Here is a 14,676-nt window from a genome sequence, read left to right as displayed (position 1 = left end):
TGCCCGGTCAAGCCAGGCTTTGTTTTATGTTATAGTATAACAACACAAATAAGCCAATCCCTCCTTGCTCGTCACGATGAAGGGCGCAATGCTTAACCTCCTCCCAACCTCGAGAAACCCTATGAAATACCTGGTGTGCGCCTTGTTATTGGTGGCCGCAGGACCGGCCTGCGCCCAGGCCCCGAGCATGCTGGCCAACTGCACGCGCAGCGCCAACCTGCTGGCCTGTGTAGACCCGCAGGGCAATGCCTACAGCGTGGCGACAGTTGGCAGCACGACGTATTTGCGTGGTTTCGAGGCGATCGGCAGACGCTATTGGGCGCAGACCAACAGCCGCTATGGGCAACTGACGTTCTTCACCGGGCTGGCGTCGGACGGTGAGGCGTGGGTCGGCTACACACAGCGCGTGGGGTGGACCACGATCAATCGGTTCTCCAGCTCCGGTGGCGCCAGTGCCAAATTCACTTGCAGCCGCGTGACCGGCTGTTAGGCCTGGCCGTTTTTCTGCTCTTGGACCCAGGCCATGTAGCTGTTCACCGGCGGGTTCTTCTGGAAATAGCGCTGCAGGCCGTCGAACAAGCCATCCGCCACCGCCTGCTGATGCCGTGCGGTGACCAACCGCGCACTGTCCCGCGCATTGGAGATAAACCCGGTTTCCACCAGGATCGACGGCACATCCGGTGACTTGAGCACCGCGAACCCGGCCTGTTCGACGCGCTTCTGATGCAGCGAGGTGATGCCTTCCAGGCTGCCCAGGATCGAGCTGCCCAATTGCAGGCTGGAGGCGATGGTGGCGTTCATCGACATGTCGAGAATCACCCCGGCCAGCATCGGGTCCTTGTCCTTGAGGTTCAGCAGGCTGGTGGCACCCAGCAGGTCGGCGCCGTTTTCCCGTTGCGCCATGAACCGTGCCGTGGCGGAAGTGGCGCCACCTTCGGACAAGGCATACACCGAAGCCCCCGACGCAGTGATCCGTGGCGCCGCATCCGCATGCACCGAGATAAACATGTCGGCGTTGTGCTTGTGGGCGATCTCCACGCGCTTGCGCAGCGGCACGAAGAAGTCATCGTTGCGCACCAGCTTCACATCGAAACCTTTCTCGCGCTTCAAGCGTTTGGCCAGCAATTGGGCGATGGACAGCACCACGTCTTTTTCGCGCTGGCCCTTGGAACCGATAGCACCTGGGTCCTTGCCGCCGTGGCCGGGGTCGACCACCACGATGATGTCGCGCTTGGGGTGCGCCCTGTCCACCGATGGCTTGGGTTGCGCCGCTATCGAGCGCGGCGCCTGAGTGGCGCTGGTGAGATCGAGCACCAGGCGGTGCCCTTGCCCATCCTGGGGCGGCAACAGGAAGCTGTTGAGCTGCATCGGCGCGGCCAGGTCCAGCACGATGCGCGTATCGCCCTTGCCGAAATGCCCGGAGCGGATCGAGGTGATTCCGCTGCCCTTCAACATCAATTGCGAAAAATCACCACTGAGCCCGGCGCCACTGAGGTCGATGATCAGGCGTTCGGGTGCGCTGAGGGAAAAGGTCTTGTATTGCACCGGGCCGCTGAGGTCGAACACCAGCCGCAACTTGTCATCCGAGCGCCACAGGCGCGCATTACGAATCTGCGTGGCCGACGCGGCAAAGGGCAAGGTGAACAGGGGGCTGACCAGAAGCAGGTTAAGGAGCTGACGTCTGTGCATGACAAATACCGCAGATAGAGGAGCGTCCCTACTCGACATGACTGAAAAAAGACTGAGACAGAAAAAGTATCGTCGACTCAATAGTTATAATATAACATGTCTTTTTATTTCCAACGATGGACCTGCCCATGAATGCGCTGACTCTGCCGGATATCGCCGCGCAGGCTTCACGCCAAGCCTTGCCACTCGACTGGGTAGGTATGTGCGGTATCGCCCTGCCGATCCTCATCGACGACCAGCGCCTGACCGCCACTGCCGATGCCGGCGTCAGCCTGGACGACGGCAGCGCCCGTGGCATTCACATGTCACGCCTGTACCTGGCGCTGGAGATGCTTGAACAGCAGCCGCTTACACCTGCACTTCTGCGCAATGTACTGCAGCGTTTTCTCGACAGTCATGAAGATTTATCTAAGAACGCCTACCTACGTATTCACACCGACTTGCTGCTGAAACGACCCGCGCTGGTCAGCCCATTGACTGGCTGGAAAGCCTATCCGGTGAGCATCGAAGCGCGTGTGGAAAACCAGATGTTCCACGTGGAACTAAAAATTGACGTGGCGTACTCCTCAACCTGCCCGTGCTCAGCGGCCCTCGCCAGGCAGTTGATTCAGCAGCAATTTCTCCAGGACTTCGGCAACACGCCCTTGCGCCATGAAGACGTATTGACCTGGCTCGGCAGCGCCAATGGCATTGTCGCCACGCCCCACAGCCAGCGCAGCAGCGCGCAACTGCATGTGCATCTGCAAGGCGACCACCTGGCCCTGGTCGAGCTGATCAACGACGCCGAGGCCGCCCTCGGCACCGCCGTGCAAACCGCGGTGAAACGTGCGGACGAACAAGCCTTCGCCCTGGCCAACGGGCAAAACCTGATGTTCTGCGAAGACGCCGCCCGCCGCCTGAACCTCGCCTTGAAACGCTCGGATGCCGTCAAAGCCTTCCACCTCAAAGTGATCCACGCCGAAAGCCTGCACGCGCACGATGCCGTGGCTGAAAGCCGCTGGACGAGACACTCCGTATGATTACCTGCACCGCGTTGCGCTGGGGCGCCCCCGGCCAACCGCTGACCCCGGCGCTGGATTTGACCCTGATAAAAGCCAGCCTCACCGGCGTCATCGGCGCCAACGGCAGCGGCAAAAGCAGCCTGCTCAAAGTCATCGCCGGCCTGCAAAAACCGTTATCGGGCAAGGTGACAATGGACGTTCCGCGCCGTGGCGGCGTGTCGTTCCTGCCCCAGCAACAGCACCTCGACCGGCAGTTCCCCATCAGCTTGCAAGAACTGGTCGCCGCCGGGTTCTGGGGCACACGACTCACGCCACAACAACGCAACGAACGCCTGCACGCCGTCTTGGAGGACTGGTGCCTCAACGGCCTGGAGCAGCGCCCGTTGATGGCCTTGTCCGGCGGCGAATTGCAACGCGCCCTGCTCGCCCGCATGAGCCTGGCCGAAGCGCCGGTGCTGCTGCTCGACGAACCCCACGCGGCCCTCGACGAAGACGGCCAGGCCCTGTGTTGGAAACATATCCACGCCTGGCATGACGAGGGCCGCACGGTGGTCGTGGTCTGTCATGACCTGGCCTCGGTGCGCCAGCACACCCAGCAAGTGGTGCAGATCAAAAGCACCGGTTGCGTGTTCGGGCCGAGCAAAGAACTGATCCGCCCGCAACCGCACATGCAGGTGGCCTGATGCACTTTACTGCCCACCTGTGGATGCCGTTTCTCGATTTCGTGTTCATGCGCCGCGCACTGATCGGCGGCCTGGTACTCGCCTGCAGCACCGCGCCGCTGGGGGTATTTCTGATACTGCGGCGCATGAGCCTGATCGGCGACGCCGTCGCCCACGGCATCCTGCCCGGCGCGGCCCTGGGCTTCTGGTTCGCCGGGCTGAGCCTGCCCGCGCTGACCATCGGCGGCCTCGGCGCAGGCTTGAGCATGGCCGGGCTGTCGGCATGGATCACGCGCCGCACCGGCCTGCGCGAAGACGCCAGCCTCGCCGCCATCTACCCCATCTCCCTCGCCGCCGGCGTGCTGATCCTGGGCTTGGCCGGCAAGCGCCTGGATTTGCTGCACCTGCTGTTCGGCTCGGCCCTGGCCGTCGACGAAACCACCCTCACCGGCATGCTCTGGGTCTCCGGCTTCAGCCTGATCGCCATGGGGTTGATCTACAAACCCTTGCTGCTGGACACCCTCGACCCGCTCTTCCTGCAAACCGTCAGCCGCCTCGGCCCACTGGCCCACGGCCTGTTCCTGACCCTGGTGGTGCTGAACCTAGTGATCGGTTTTCAAGCCATTGGCGCGTTGATGGTGGTGGGCTTGATGATGCTGCCAGCCATCGCGTCACGTTTCTGGAGCCGGCGCCTGCCGGTGTTGATCGCAATATCGGCGGTGCTGGGATGCCTGTCGGTGTGGTTCGGTTTGTTGCTGTCGTTCTATTACTCGCTGCCCAGCGGCCCGGCGATCGTGCTGGTGGCGGGCGGCGGGTACCTGCTGTCCGTGGTCTTCGGTCCGGTGCACGGCTTGCTGCGCCGCCCGCCTTCGCTGTCATCCCAATGAGGTGTTTCCCGATGCGCGCTCTACTCGTGCTGTTCAGTTTCGTCATGGCGTTATCGACGGCCCAGGCGGCCGACAAACTCCAAGTGGTCACCAGCTTCAGCATTCTCGATGACATCACCCACCAGATCGGTGGCGATCACATCCAGATCAGCAACATGGTCGGCCCCGACGCCGACGCCCATACCTATGAGCCCACCCCGGACGACGCCAAGGCGCTGCTCAAGGCCAAGCTGATCATCAAGAACGGCCTGGGCTTCGAGCCGTGGCTGGACCGCCTGGTGACCAGCACCGAAACCAAGGCCACCGTGGTCACCGCCAGCAAAGGCGTGATTTCCCACACCATGGAAGAGGACGGCGAAACCATCCCCGACCCGCACGCCTGGCATAACCTGGCCAACGCCGAAATCTACGTGAACAACATCACCAAGGCGCTGGTGGCCGCCGACCCGGCCAACAAGACCGATTACCTGCGCAACAGCCAGGCGTACCTGAAAGAGATCTACCGCCTGCTGGCCGAAGCCAAAGCCAAGTTCGGCGCGCTGCCGCCGGGCAACCGTCGCATTGTCACCTCCCACGACGCCTTCGGTTATCTGGGCCAGGCATATGGCATCGAGTTCCTTGCGCCACAAGGCTTGTCCACCGAACGTGAACCGTCCGCCGCCGAAGTCGCCGCGCTGATCACCCAGATCCGCAAGGACAAGGTCAAGGCCGTGTTCATGGAAAACATCAAGGACTCGCGCCTGCTCAAGCAGATCGCTGACGAAAGCGGCGCGCAGATCGGCGGCACGCTGTACTCCGACGCCCTCGCCGCAGAAGGCCCGGCCAGCACCTTCACCGGGCTGTTCGAATACAACCTCAACACCTTGTGCGCGGCGTTGGGCAAGCCATGATCCGCAAGAGCTGATTCGGCGATCTGAAAGTGATCGCCGAATCGGCCTGCGTCGACAAAACCGCGATCATCCTGCGCCGTGGGTGATCGCGTGTTCATCGGTTTCCATGAGGGATTGGCCGTTACGCGTCCAGCGTTAAGCGCGCGGTTTGACCGTACCGCAATTGTCGCCCAGCCATTGCGCATGGCTGTCCAGGCTGCCCTTCTGCTGAATGCCGGTAGCATTGAAGGTGCCGTTGACGGTGGTGGTGAATTCCTTTTGGCTCTTGAAGGTGGCGACCCCGATACCCTGGGCTTTCGGGCAGCTGAAACGGAATTTCCATTGGTTGCCGCTCTTGTCGGTCACTTCCTGCTTACAGCCCGATTGCGGGTCGGTCAGGGGGATCGAGTCAGAGGCGACCTGGGCGGGCGTCAGGCACACCTGTACGCCTTTGCCGGCCATGGTGACGCCTTGTTTCTCCAGCATGGCGCGCTGTTCGGGGGTCATCTGTTGCTTGAGCTGACCGAGGATCAGCGACAGATCGGGCAAGTCCTGGTTATCGACTTTCATATTGCTGGTGGTCAATTCCCACAAGCCCGGCGCCAGCATCTGCGCCTGCGCCGCCACGGGCAGCGACAAACCAACAACCATGGCCAAACCTAGCAGACGAGCATTCATCGGGTAACTCCTGAACAATTGTGGGCGTTAGACGCCGCAAAAGCGCCAGTGTTGCACGGCAAATAAAATAGCGACATTCCTGACCGAACATGGTCTGTTAGGCACTGGATTGCCTGGAGAGACATCATCCATGGATTTTTTTGGCCCGCACCTGCTCGCCTACTTTATCGCCACGCTGCATTTTCTCGGGACGCTTGCCGCGATCCATGCGGTGTTGACGGTCAGGACCGCCCAAGGCTCGATTGCCTGGGCCTTGTCGTTGATGTTCATCCCCTACCTGACACTGATTCCCTACCTGATCTTCGGCCGCAGCACGTTCGACGCGTACATCCAGGCGCGGCGCCAGGCCAACCAGGAAATGCACACCGCCATCAACGAGCTGAACTGGCGCCCGTGGGTCGAGGAAGCCCTGGCCGCGCGCAACTCCAGCGCCTATGCCTCTCTGCGAGCAATGCCCAAGCTGGGCCGCATGCCGTGCCTGGCAAACAATCAAGTACGTTTGCTGATCAACGGCGATGCCACCTTCAGTGCGATCTTCGACGCGATCCGCCACGCCAAAACCGCCGTGCTGTTGCAGTTCTTCATCATTCATGACGATGAACTCGGTCGGCAGTTGCAGGCCTTGCTGAAGGAAAAAGTCGCCCAAGGCGTAGCCGTCTATGTGCTCTACGACGGTATCGGCAGCCATGCCCTGCCCTCGCGCTATGGGCAATCGCTGCGTGACGCCGGGGTGCAGGTCAAGGCATTCGCCACCCGCAGCGGCTGGCTCAATCGCTTCCAGGTGAACTTTCGCAACCACCGCAAGATCGTGGTGGTGGATGGCGTCACCGGGTTTGTCGGCGGGCATAACGTGGGGGATGAATACTTGGGCAAAAAACCGCCGCTGGCGCCCTGGCGCGACACCCATGTGCAGGTCACAGGTCCAGTGGTGGCCTGCCTGCAGGAATCGTTTGCCGAGGACTGGTTCTGGGCCGCGCGCGAGTTGCCGCCGTTGATCCTGCCGGACACCTATCCCGAAGACGGCGTGCTCTGCCAGTTGCTGGCCAGCGGCCCGGCCGATCCATACGAAACCTGCTCGCTGTTTTTCGTCGAGGCCATTCACGCGGCGACCGAACGCGTGTGGATCACCAGCCCGTATTTCATCCCCGACGAAGCCGTGTTTGCCGCGCTGCGCCTGGCGGTGCTGCGCGGGGTGGACGTGCGCCTCTTGCTGCCGTCGCGGCCCGACCACCGCATCGTGTATGCCGCCTCCAGCCTGTATGCGATCGAAGCAGTACGCGCCGGCGTGCGGGTGTTCCGCTATAAGCCGGGTTTTCTGCATCAGAAGGTGGTGCTGGTGGACAACGAAATCAGCGCCATCGGCAGTGCGAATATGGACAACCGTTCGTTCCGGCTGAATTTTGAAGTGATGTTGCTGACTGTCGACGAGGCCTTCGCCCGGCAAGTCGAACACATGCTGCTGGACGACTTCGCCCTGGCCCATGAAGTCAGCCAGGAAGAGAGCCGCGACACTCGGCGCCTGCAACAACTGGGCATGCGGGTCGCACGGCTTATCTCACCGATTCTCTGAGACACGGCGCGGAAAAAAAATGTGGGAGGGGCTTACCCCCTCCCACATTCAGCCATTGCGTATTTCAGCGGTAGATATCTTCCCGCGTCCACGGCAGTTCATGGCTGCCATCGGCGTAGGGTTTCACCGCGAGAATCTGATGCAGGTTGATCCAGCCCCGGGCAAACGCATAGGCGCAACCGGCCAGGTACAGCCGCCAGATGCGCAGCGCCTGTTCCGGCACCATCTTCGCCGCCGCCTCCAGGTTGTCTTCCAGGCGCTCGCTCCAGTGGTCCAGGGTGCGTGCGTAGTGCAGGCGCAGGCTTTCGACATCAACCACTTCCAGCCCGGCTTCGCTGATCTCGGCGGTCATCATAGCCAGGTGTGGCAGTTCGCCGTTGGGAAAGACATAGCGCTCGATAAAGTCCCCGGCGCCACGGCCCACAGGGCGACCGTCGGTGTGCTTGGCGGTAATGCCATGGTTCATCACCAGCCCGCCTTCACGTACCGCGCCAAACAGGGTCTTGCAGTACTGCGCCAGGTTCGCGTGGCCGACGTGTTCAAACATGCCCACGCTCACGACTTTATCGAAGCGGCCATCTTGCGGCAGGTCGCGGTAATCGAGGAGCTGCAGGTCGACCTGATCCTCCAGGCCTTCGGCTTTCACCCGCTCGCGCGCCAGAGCCAACTGCTCCTTGCTCAAGGTGATGCCGAACACCTTGACCCCGAACTCCCGCGCCGCATAACGCGACAGCCCGCCCCAACCGCAGCCGACGTCGAGCAAGTATTCCCCCGGCTGCAAGCGCAACTTGCGGCACAGATGGCGGAATTTGTCTTGCTGAGCCTGGTCGATGGACTCGCTGCCGGTTTCGAAATAACCGCAGGAATACGCCATGTCCTGGTCCAGCCAGAGCTGGTAGAACTCGTTGGACAGGTCGTAATGGTAGGAAATCGCCGCTGCGTCAGTGGCCTTGTCGTGGATCGAGCGCACCGGACGACTCCCCTCGTCGTCATCGACCAGGGCGTGACTCAATTCGTCACACACCCGGATCACTTCGGTGATGGAGCCTTCCAGTTCCAGTTTGCCCTCGACGAAGGCTTCGCCCAATGAATCGAGCGTGGGATGGGAAAGCTTGGACACGACCGTGGGGTCCTTCACCACGATGGTCACACTGGGCTCGGGTCCCAAGTTGAATTCATGGCCGTCCCAGAGTCGAAGACGCAGCGGTAGCTGAAGTTTCTGTAAGGCCGGTGGAAGTTGCGCAAGCATGAGTAATCCCCCCTTTGTTTCAGACTGTTTCAGACGTCTGGAATGAGGGTAGCCCATCCGACGACAAAGTAGGAGGCTATCGAATTAATCGCGCGCTTCTATGGGCCTCGACGCTCGAGCAGCCCATCCTGGACCCACTGTTTCAGCCACGTGGCGGCTTGCAGTGGCGCACCCTCTGCATAAGTGACTGCCAACTCGGCACACAGTTCTGAAAAATTCCAACCGGTGGTCACCATTCCGGCCAAGGCACAGGCTTGGGCAGGGTCCAGGCTGCGATACTGGCACAGGTTCTGATGACGCCAGACCAGGCAAATCTGTGCCAATTCAAGGGCCTGGCTGGCGGGAAACTCCGACTCGTCCTTGCTCGCGCGCCAAAGCGCCACGGTGTTGAAGCGGCACAGCATCTGCTGCACCGAGGGCGCCAGGTCCACCTGCAAATCCGGCCACTCGTCGGGTGACAACTGCGCCATGTCGTCCAGGGTCAGCGGTTGGCCCTGGGGCGCATCGAACGCCAGGGTAAAAGCCCACTCCAGACGTGCCAATTCGGCCAGCGGCGCGCTCTGCTCGGCCACAAGGTGTTCAAGAATAAATGCCGGGAAGCGCTCGCCCAGCCAGCGCAAGCTGAAGTGAGCGGACGGATAACGGCGCACATAGGCCTCGGTCAGCGCCGCGAACTCATCGTCACCCAGCCAATACCGGATGGCACCGAAGTCATGGCGCAACACCTCCTGCAGCCGCGACAGATAGGCGTTGTGATAAATCGCCAGGCCCGTGTCCACATCCAGCGTCGGCCCGCCGAGCAAGGTGCCAGCAAAGTGACTGTTGGCCGTCGATGTTTCAGACAGCAGGTGTTGTTCAAACGCCAGTTGCCAATCGATCAAGCGCATAGCGATCTCCGCGCCAGGGCCGTAGCCCCCAGTTCCCGCGCCTTGCTCAACTCGGCGAGCAGTTCTTCGAACGGCGGGAAATGGTCATCGCGCTCCAGCAGCGTGGAGATCGGCCCGAAGTGCTCCAGGGTCTGTTGATACAGCGCCCACACCGGATCGCACACCGGGTGGTCGTGGGTGTCGACCACATAGTCGCCGTAGTCCATATGCCCGGCCAGGTGCAACTGACGAATGCTCTCGGGCGGCAGGTTGCGGATAAAGGTCCAGGCGTCGAACCCATGGTTGCGCGAGCTGACATAGACGTTATTGACGTCCAGCAGCAATTGGCAGCCCGACAGGTGGGTCAGGGCGTTAAGGAATTCCCACTCGGTAAATTCATCGGCCTTGGCGCGCACGTAGCTGGAGACGTTTTCCAGCACCAGCGGGCGCTGCAACACGTCCTGCACCTGACGCACGCGGGCGGCCACGTGGTAGAGGCTTTCTTCGGTGTAAGGCAGGGGCAGCAGGTCATGCAACTGGTGCGCGTTGCCGCGGCTCCAGCACAGGTGATCGGAAATCCACGCCGGCTGGATACGCTCGGCCAGGGATTTGATTTGCTTGAGGTAATCGGTGTCGAGCGCATGGGGCCCGCCGATGGACAGGGACACCCCGTGCATCACCAGCGGATAGCGCTCGGCGATGGCGTCCAGGAAGTACAGGGCCTTGCCACCCTGCACCAGATAATTCTCGGAAATCACCTCGAACCAATCCACAGGCGGCGATTGTTCAAGGATCTGCTGGTAGTACTCACTGCGTAAACCCAGGCCGTAGCCAAGGTTTGGAAGGGAGACGGACATAAGACACTCCTGGGCAGCGTGTCCGCAGCGGTGGGAGGCAGCCGCTGCGGGTTCACGCAGGTTGCCGGTTACTCGCCGACTTTACCGCCAGCTGCGTCGCAAGCGGCCTTGGTCATGGACTTGAAGCCATGGCCCTTGCAGACCGCCTGGCCTTTGCAGCTGTTTTCAGCGGTCTTGCAGTCGTTCATGCCTTTGCAGGAAGTCACGCCGTAGCAATGAACGGGAGCGTCAGCGGCCTGGACCTGAGTCGCGACACCGGCAAACATGGAGGCGGCAGCGATAGCCAGGGCAGCACCGGAAACGACATTTTTGATGTTCATTGTGTAATCCTCATCGATCAGTAGGGTGTCGGGCTGAACGGATTGTTCAGTCTCGACACCCCACTAGAGTGAGGTCCCCCATCGGCGTTACAGACGCCGCAAAAAAATTCCGCAAATCATTCCTCGAGCTTCGACAGCGGCTCGTGAAACCGCAGCAAGCGCCCGGCGTTACCCAGCACCAGCAAGGTGCTGAGGTTATGCAGCACCGCGGCAATCATCGCCCCGGCGGCGCCCAGCCAACCGAACGCGGCAAACACCACGATCGCCAGCGTCCAGCCCAGGCCGATGATCACATTGACCTGCAAGGTGTGCCGGCACTGGCGACTCAGGCGCACGCAGGTGCCCAGGCGGCGCAGGTCACTGCCGATCAGCACCACATCCGCCGAGGCCAGCGCGATGTCCGCCCCGCCCGCGCCCATGGCCACGCCGACCACGCCGGCCTTGAGCGCCAGGGAATCGTTGATCCCGTCACCCACCACCATCGGCCGGAAGCCGCTGCCGATCTCACCCAGCACGCGGTTGAGCTTGTCTTCCGGCAGGGCCTGGGCTTCGACGTCGCTGATGCCCACGTCCAGCGCCAGGCTGTCGGCCACGCTTTGACGGTCGCCGGTCAGCAACAATTGCCGGCCCAGGCCCAGGTCGCGCAGTTCTTGCAGGGCCTGGCGGGCTTCCGGTTTGACGCTGTCGGCCAGCAACAGCCAGGCAAGGAAGTGCCCGTTCAGCGCCAACCCGGCAATCGGGCCGTCGTGGTTCGGTACGCTCGTTGTGACAATGCCCAATTGCTCGAACAACTCCGGTCGCCCCAGCGCCGCTTCGCCCTGTTCGGTCTGCGCCAGCACGCCCAACCCCTGGCGCTCGCGGATGTCGGTCAAACCCAGCAATTGCTCCTGGGTCGCCAGCCCCGCCAACGCGCGGCTGACCGGATGGCTGCTGGCCGACCCCAGGCTGGCGGCAAGATTGAGCAGCGCCTGGCGATCCGTCGACGCGGTCTGGATGGACTGCAAACGCAGGGTGCCAAAGGTCAGGGTGCCGGTCTTGTCGACCACCAGCGAGGTCAGGTCCGCCAACTCTTCGAGGAACGCCGAGCTGCGGATCAGAATCCCATGGCGCGCCGCCACGGCAATCCCGGCAATCGCCGTGGCCGGGGCCGACAGCACCAAGGCGCACGGGCATGCCGCCACCAGCACGGCCAGCATCGCCTGGGCATCGTTGGTGACAAACCAGGTCACCGCCGCCAGCAACAGCACCAACACCATATAGCTGCCGGCATAGCGCTCCAGCAGCCGCGTGATTGGCGGCTTGGAGCGCTCGGCGTTCTGCATCAGCGCAATGACTTTGCCCAGGGTCGATTCCTCGCCGGTGCGGGTCACTTGCAGGCGCAGCACACCATCGAGGTTGATCGCCCCGCCAAACACCTGCACGCCGACACTGGCTTCCAACGGCACCGACTCGCCGGTGATCGGCGCCGTGTCCAGGCTCGCCTGGCCCGACAGCACCACGCCATCGGCGGGCACCCGGTCGCCGGCGCGCACTTCGACGATATCGCCGGTGTTCAGCGTACCGTTGTCGACTTCGATAATGCTCCCGTCAGCCTGCACCCGGCGCGCCTGGCTGCGGGTCAGTTTGCCCAAGGCATGGATCGCTTCCTGGGAGCCGATCACGCTGCGCTCTTCCAGCACATGCCCGAAGATCATGATGATCGGCAGCAACGCGGCGGTCAGCAGATCGCCGGTGGCCCAAGCGCCGAGCATCGCCAGGGCGATCAGTTGGTCGGTGATGCCGTGCAGGCTGGGGAAGCGCAGGCTGTACCAGGCCGAACGCATCACCGGCACTGCCACCAGCAACGAGGCGACACCCAGCAGCAACTGGCTCACGCCGGTCTGGTCCGGTGCCAGCCAGCGCCACACCAGGCCCAGCATCAGCAAACCGAGGGCGAGCATGGCCAGGGTCAATTGCCGGGCGGCGCTGCGCTGCTCGGCGGAGGTCAGCATGGGCGCGCTCATTGTTCGGCTCCCTGGATGATCAAGCGGGAGTCGTCTTTAGGATCGACCGTGGTCACGGAGCCGGCCTGGCCGAGAATCTTCGGCAAGCGCTCGCGGTACAGGCGCAGCAGCAAGCCGGGGTCTTTGACCTGGGCCAGGCTGGCGACGGTGGCGGTTTGCGCCTGGGCATTGGCCAGGCGTTCGCTGGCCTGGGCGTGGGCGACTTGCACCAGGCGGTCGGCTTCCTGATTCGCGGTTTGGGTGAGTTTTTCCGCGTCGGTACGGGCGTTGGCCACGGCTTTGTCGGCTTGCTGGCTGGCGGTGAGCACTGCATTGAACGCATTCACCGCCGGGCCCGGCAGGCTCGATTGCACATCGACGCGGGTGACTTCGATGCCCAGTCCCAAGCCGCTGGTGGTCAACTGCGCCAGGCGCTTGTTGATACCGTGCACCAGATCGCCGCGCAGCCGTTCACGCCGTTCGGCGGCGCCGTTGTCGCTGCCGATCAGTTCGGGGCGCGCCACCAGGATCGTGTCCAGATCCCGCGCCGCCGTCAGCGCCACCGCGCTGCGCGTCACCAGGCGATCCAGCGCCGGCAGCACGTGCTCGCCCTGCAACACAAAGGCATAGGGCTCGGTGACCTTGTAGAACACCCGCACATCCAGCTGCACCACGCCGGCATCGCCGGTCAGCAGGTAGCCGGAACCGGCCAGGGCATCGCTCAACGGCGTGGCGAGACTGGCCACGCGGTCAGCCTGGTTCGCCGCCTCGGAACGCAGCAGGTTGTCCACCCGGCGCTCGATCACACGGTCGGCCGCTGGCAACAGCACCACCTGCTCGAATGGCTGCGGCCACGCCAGCAACAGCCCGGCGTTCTGGACGCGGTCCAGGGCACCGAAGTGCAGCACCACGGCGCGGTTCTGCGGGTCGATCTGGCGCACATTGGAAAACGCCCAGGCCAACGCCGCCAATACGGTCACCGCGTACAGCGCCATGAAGGTCAGGCGCCCGGCCTGGATCCATGGGCTGTCCGGGCTGTCACGCTCGGTCATGGCTGGATGTCCTTCGGCCCGTCCACCAACGCGCGGAACGGCGCGGCGTCGGTGCGCAGGATGATCTTGGTGCCGGGGGTGACCACGGTGCCCAGGGTATCGAGGGAGCGCAGCAGGTTATACAGCTGGGGATTGCCCGCGTAGGCGCGGCCATAGATCTGCGCCGCTTCGACCCGCGATTGCGCTTCGATGTCGGCGGCTTTCACCGTGGCATCGGCCTGCACGATGCGCGCATCGCGTTCGGCGGCGGAACGGATCTGCGCGGCTTCACGCTTGCCCACGGCGGTGCGTTCGGTGGCGATGGTTTCGCGCTCGGCGCGCATGCGGTCGACGGTGGCGGTGAGCGTCACCGACGGCAAGGTCAGCCGCTCGATACCCACCTGCGCCACGCGCACGCCATAGGTGGTGAGCAATTGTTGATCGATCTGCTGGCGCAACTGCGCCTCGAAATCGGCGATGCGCACTTGGCTGGCATCGGTATTGATCAGGCTGGACAGGTCGAAGCTGGCCGCGGTGGTTTCCAGCGCCGAGCCAACGAAGGTGCGAATCTGCCGCGCCGCTTCATCCGGCTGGTTCTGCACAGCGCGCATGAAGCGCTGCACATTGTCGGCATCGCCCTGCACCTGCCACGCCACATAGGCCTGCACGATGATGCGCAGGCCATCGCGGGTGCCCACATCCTGCAAACCGCTGGAGGTGGTGCGCAGGCGCAGGTCCACCGGGATCGCCGCCTCGAACGGCGCCGGCCAGCGCCAGCCCAGGCCCGGCTCCAGCAGCACCCGCGACGGGTTGCCGAAACGGGTAATCACCGTGGCTTCGCCGGAGCGCACTTGCACCAGGCTCGCCGCCGCTACCGCGAACAGCACCAGCAACACCGCCCAGGCCATGCGGCGCCAAGGGAAGGGGCCGGCGGCCTGTTCATCGCCGTGATGATGGTGGTGGTGATGATGGCCATGATGATGATCGTGAGAATGAGCGCTCAACAGACAGACTC

The 14,676-nt window shown here is 63.0% G+C and carries 15 protein-coding genes; 6 read left to right on the top strand and 9 right to left on the bottom strand.

Annotation, left to right across the window (positions count from 1 at the left end; translation table 11 throughout):
- Positions 1–121: 121 nt before the first annotated feature.
- Positions 122–490, top strand: coding sequence for a hypothetical protein (locus BLR63_RS22920; RefSeq protein WP_010565896.1), 369 nt, complete (start codon positions 122–124; stop codon positions 488–490).
- Here BLR63_RS22920 and BLR63_RS22915 read toward each other — a convergent pair.
- On the bottom strand, positions 487–1,689 hold the full coding sequence (locus tag BLR63_RS22915) for an N-acetylmuramoyl-L-alanine amidase (protein ID WP_010565895.1): 1,203 nt from the start codon (positions 1,687–1,689) through the stop codon (positions 487–489). The genes BLR63_RS22920 and BLR63_RS22915 overlap by 4 nt on opposite strands.
- A 128-nt stretch (positions 1,690–1,817) precedes the next feature.
- Between BLR63_RS22915 and folE2 the strand changes: the two genes are divergently transcribed.
- The 4 genes from folE2 to BLR63_RS22895 are packed head-to-tail and all read left to right on the top strand — an operon-like array spanning position 1,818 to position 5,129.
- Positions 1,818–2,708 (top strand): GTP cyclohydrolase FolE2, encoded by an 891-nt coding sequence (gene folE2, locus BLR63_RS22910; protein ID WP_010565894.1) that lies wholly within the window; start codon positions 1,818–1,820, stop codon positions 2,706–2,708.
- The gene (locus BLR63_RS22905; RefSeq protein WP_010565893.1) at positions 2,705–3,373 is read left to right on the top strand and encodes a metal ABC transporter ATP-binding protein; all 669 of its coding nucleotides are present in this window, start codon (positions 2,705–2,707) and stop codon (positions 3,371–3,373) included. The genes folE2 and BLR63_RS22905 overlap by 4 nt, the downstream gene beginning before the upstream one ends.
- Entirely contained in the window at positions 3,373–4,239 is an 867-nt protein-coding gene (locus tag BLR63_RS22900) for a metal ABC transporter permease (protein ID WP_010565892.1), read from the top strand. Before BLR63_RS22905 ends, BLR63_RS22900 begins: the two co-directional genes overlap by 1 nt.
- A gap of 11 nt (positions 4,240–4,250) precedes the next feature.
- Positions 4,251–5,129: a metal ABC transporter substrate-binding protein gene (locus tag BLR63_RS22895; RefSeq protein WP_010565891.1), complete on the top strand. Its 879-nt coding sequence runs from the start codon at positions 4,251–4,253 to the stop codon at positions 5,127–5,129.
- A 135-nt stretch (positions 5,130–5,264) separates the two neighbouring features.
- On the opposite strand, the gene BLR63_RS22890 is transcribed toward BLR63_RS22895, so the two are convergent.
- Complete coding sequence (locus BLR63_RS22890; protein WP_010565890.1) at positions 5,265–5,786, bottom strand: DUF3617 domain-containing protein; 522 nt, start codon at positions 5,784–5,786, stop codon at positions 5,265–5,267.
- Positions 5,787–5,916: 130 nt separating this feature from the next.
- Between BLR63_RS22890 and cls the strand changes: the two genes are divergently transcribed.
- Positions 5,917–7,356, top strand: a complete 1,440-nt coding sequence (gene cls, locus BLR63_RS22885; protein ID WP_010565889.1) for a cardiolipin synthase — start codon at positions 5,917–5,919, stop codon at positions 7,354–7,356.
- 64 nt (positions 7,357–7,420) lie between these two features.
- Here the strand turns inward: cls and cfaB are convergent, their stop codons facing one another.
- From cfaB to hflC, 7 genes are all read right to left on the bottom strand, one after another.
- The gene (cfaB, locus tag BLR63_RS22880) at positions 7,421–8,605 is read right to left on the bottom strand and encodes a C17 cyclopropane fatty acid synthase CfaB (protein WP_010565888.1); all 1,185 of its coding nucleotides are present in this window, start codon (positions 8,603–8,605) and stop codon (positions 7,421–7,423) included.
- Positions 8,606–8,703: 98 nt separating this feature from the next.
- Complete coding sequence (locus BLR63_RS22875; protein ID WP_010565887.1) at positions 8,704–9,492, bottom strand: HvfC/BufC N-terminal domain-containing protein; 789 nt, start codon at positions 9,490–9,492, stop codon at positions 8,704–8,706.
- Positions 9,483–10,328, bottom strand: coding sequence for an MNIO family bufferin maturase (bufB, locus tag BLR63_RS22870; RefSeq protein ID WP_010565886.1), 846 nt, complete (start codon positions 10,326–10,328; stop codon positions 9,483–9,485). Before bufB ends, BLR63_RS22875 begins: the two co-directional genes overlap by 10 nt.
- A 68-nt stretch (positions 10,329–10,396) precedes the next feature.
- Entirely contained in the window at positions 10,397–10,648 is a 252-nt protein-coding gene (gene bufA2 / locus BLR63_RS22865) for a BufA2 family periplasmic bufferin-type metallophore (RefSeq protein ID WP_010565885.1), read from the bottom strand.
- A 116-nt stretch (positions 10,649–10,764) separates the two neighbouring features.
- The gene (locus tag BLR63_RS22860) at positions 10,765–12,651 is read right to left on the bottom strand and encodes a cation-translocating P-type ATPase (RefSeq protein WP_010565884.1); all 1,887 of its coding nucleotides are present in this window, start codon (positions 12,649–12,651) and stop codon (positions 10,765–10,767) included.
- Positions 12,648–13,682, bottom strand: a complete 1,035-nt coding sequence (gene hflK / locus BLR63_RS22855; protein ID WP_010565883.1) for a protease modulator HflK — start codon at positions 13,680–13,682, stop codon at positions 12,648–12,650. The genes BLR63_RS22860 and hflK overlap by 4 nt, the downstream gene beginning before the upstream one ends.
- The gene (hflC, locus tag BLR63_RS22850; protein WP_370623291.1) at positions 13,679–14,668 is read right to left on the bottom strand and encodes a protease modulator HflC; all 990 of its coding nucleotides are present in this window, start codon (positions 14,666–14,668) and stop codon (positions 13,679–13,681) included. The genes hflK and hflC overlap by 4 nt, the downstream gene beginning before the upstream one ends.
- Between the last annotated feature and the right edge of the window lie 8 nt (positions 14,669–14,676).

The organism is Pseudomonas extremaustralis (genome assembly GCF_900102035.1).
GTDB lineage: Bacteria > Pseudomonadota > Gammaproteobacteria > Pseudomonadales > Pseudomonadaceae > Aquipseudomonas > Aquipseudomonas extremaustralis.
Note: the sequence above shows the minus strand (reverse complement) of the source record. Positions and strands in the feature narration are given on the sequence as shown.

Bases quoted from the DNA above. Each gene is read 5' to 3' on its own strand.
- BLR63_RS22920 (WP_010565896.1), top strand. From the start codon at position 122: ATGAAATACCTGGTGTGCGCCTTGTTATTGGTGGCCGCAGGACCGGCC.
- BLR63_RS22915 (WP_010565895.1), bottom strand. From the start codon at position 1,689: ATGCACAGACGTCAGCTCCTTAACCTGCTTCTGGTCAGCCCCCTGTTC.
- folE2 (WP_010565894.1), top strand. From the start codon at position 1,818: ATGAATGCGCTGACTCTGCCGGATATCGCCGCGCAGGCTTCACGCCAA.
- BLR63_RS22905 (WP_010565893.1), top strand. From the start codon at position 2,705: ATGATTACCTGCACCGCGTTGCGCTGGGGCGCCCCCGGCCAACCGCTG.
- BLR63_RS22900 (WP_010565892.1), top strand. From the start codon at position 3,373: ATGCACTTTACTGCCCACCTGTGGATGCCGTTTCTCGATTTCGTGTTC.
- BLR63_RS22895 (WP_010565891.1), top strand. From the start codon at position 4,251: ATGCGCGCTCTACTCGTGCTGTTCAGTTTCGTCATGGCGTTATCGACG.
- BLR63_RS22890 (WP_010565890.1), bottom strand. From the start codon at position 5,786: ATGAATGCTCGTCTGCTAGGTTTGGCCATGGTTGTTGGTTTGTCGCTG.
- cls (WP_010565889.1), top strand. From the start codon at position 5,917: ATGGATTTTTTTGGCCCGCACCTGCTCGCCTACTTTATCGCCACGCTG.
- cfaB (WP_010565888.1), bottom strand. From the start codon at position 8,605: ATGCTTGCGCAACTTCCACCGGCCTTACAGAAACTTCAGCTACCGCTG.
- BLR63_RS22875 (WP_010565887.1), bottom strand. From the start codon at position 9,492: ATGCGCTTGATCGATTGGCAACTGGCGTTTGAACAACACCTGCTGTCT.
- bufB (WP_010565886.1), bottom strand. From the start codon at position 10,328: ATGTCCGTCTCCCTTCCAAACCTTGGCTACGGCCTGGGTTTACGCAGT.
- bufA2 (WP_010565885.1), bottom strand. From the start codon at position 10,648: ATGAACATCAAAAATGTCGTTTCCGGTGCTGCCCTGGCTATCGCTGCC.
- BLR63_RS22860 (WP_010565884.1), bottom strand. From the start codon at position 12,651: ATGAGCGCGCCCATGCTGACCTCCGCCGAGCAGCGCAGCGCCGCCCGG.
- hflK (WP_010565883.1), bottom strand. From the start codon at position 13,682: ATGACCGAGCGTGACAGCCCGGACAGCCCATGGATCCAGGCCGGGCGC.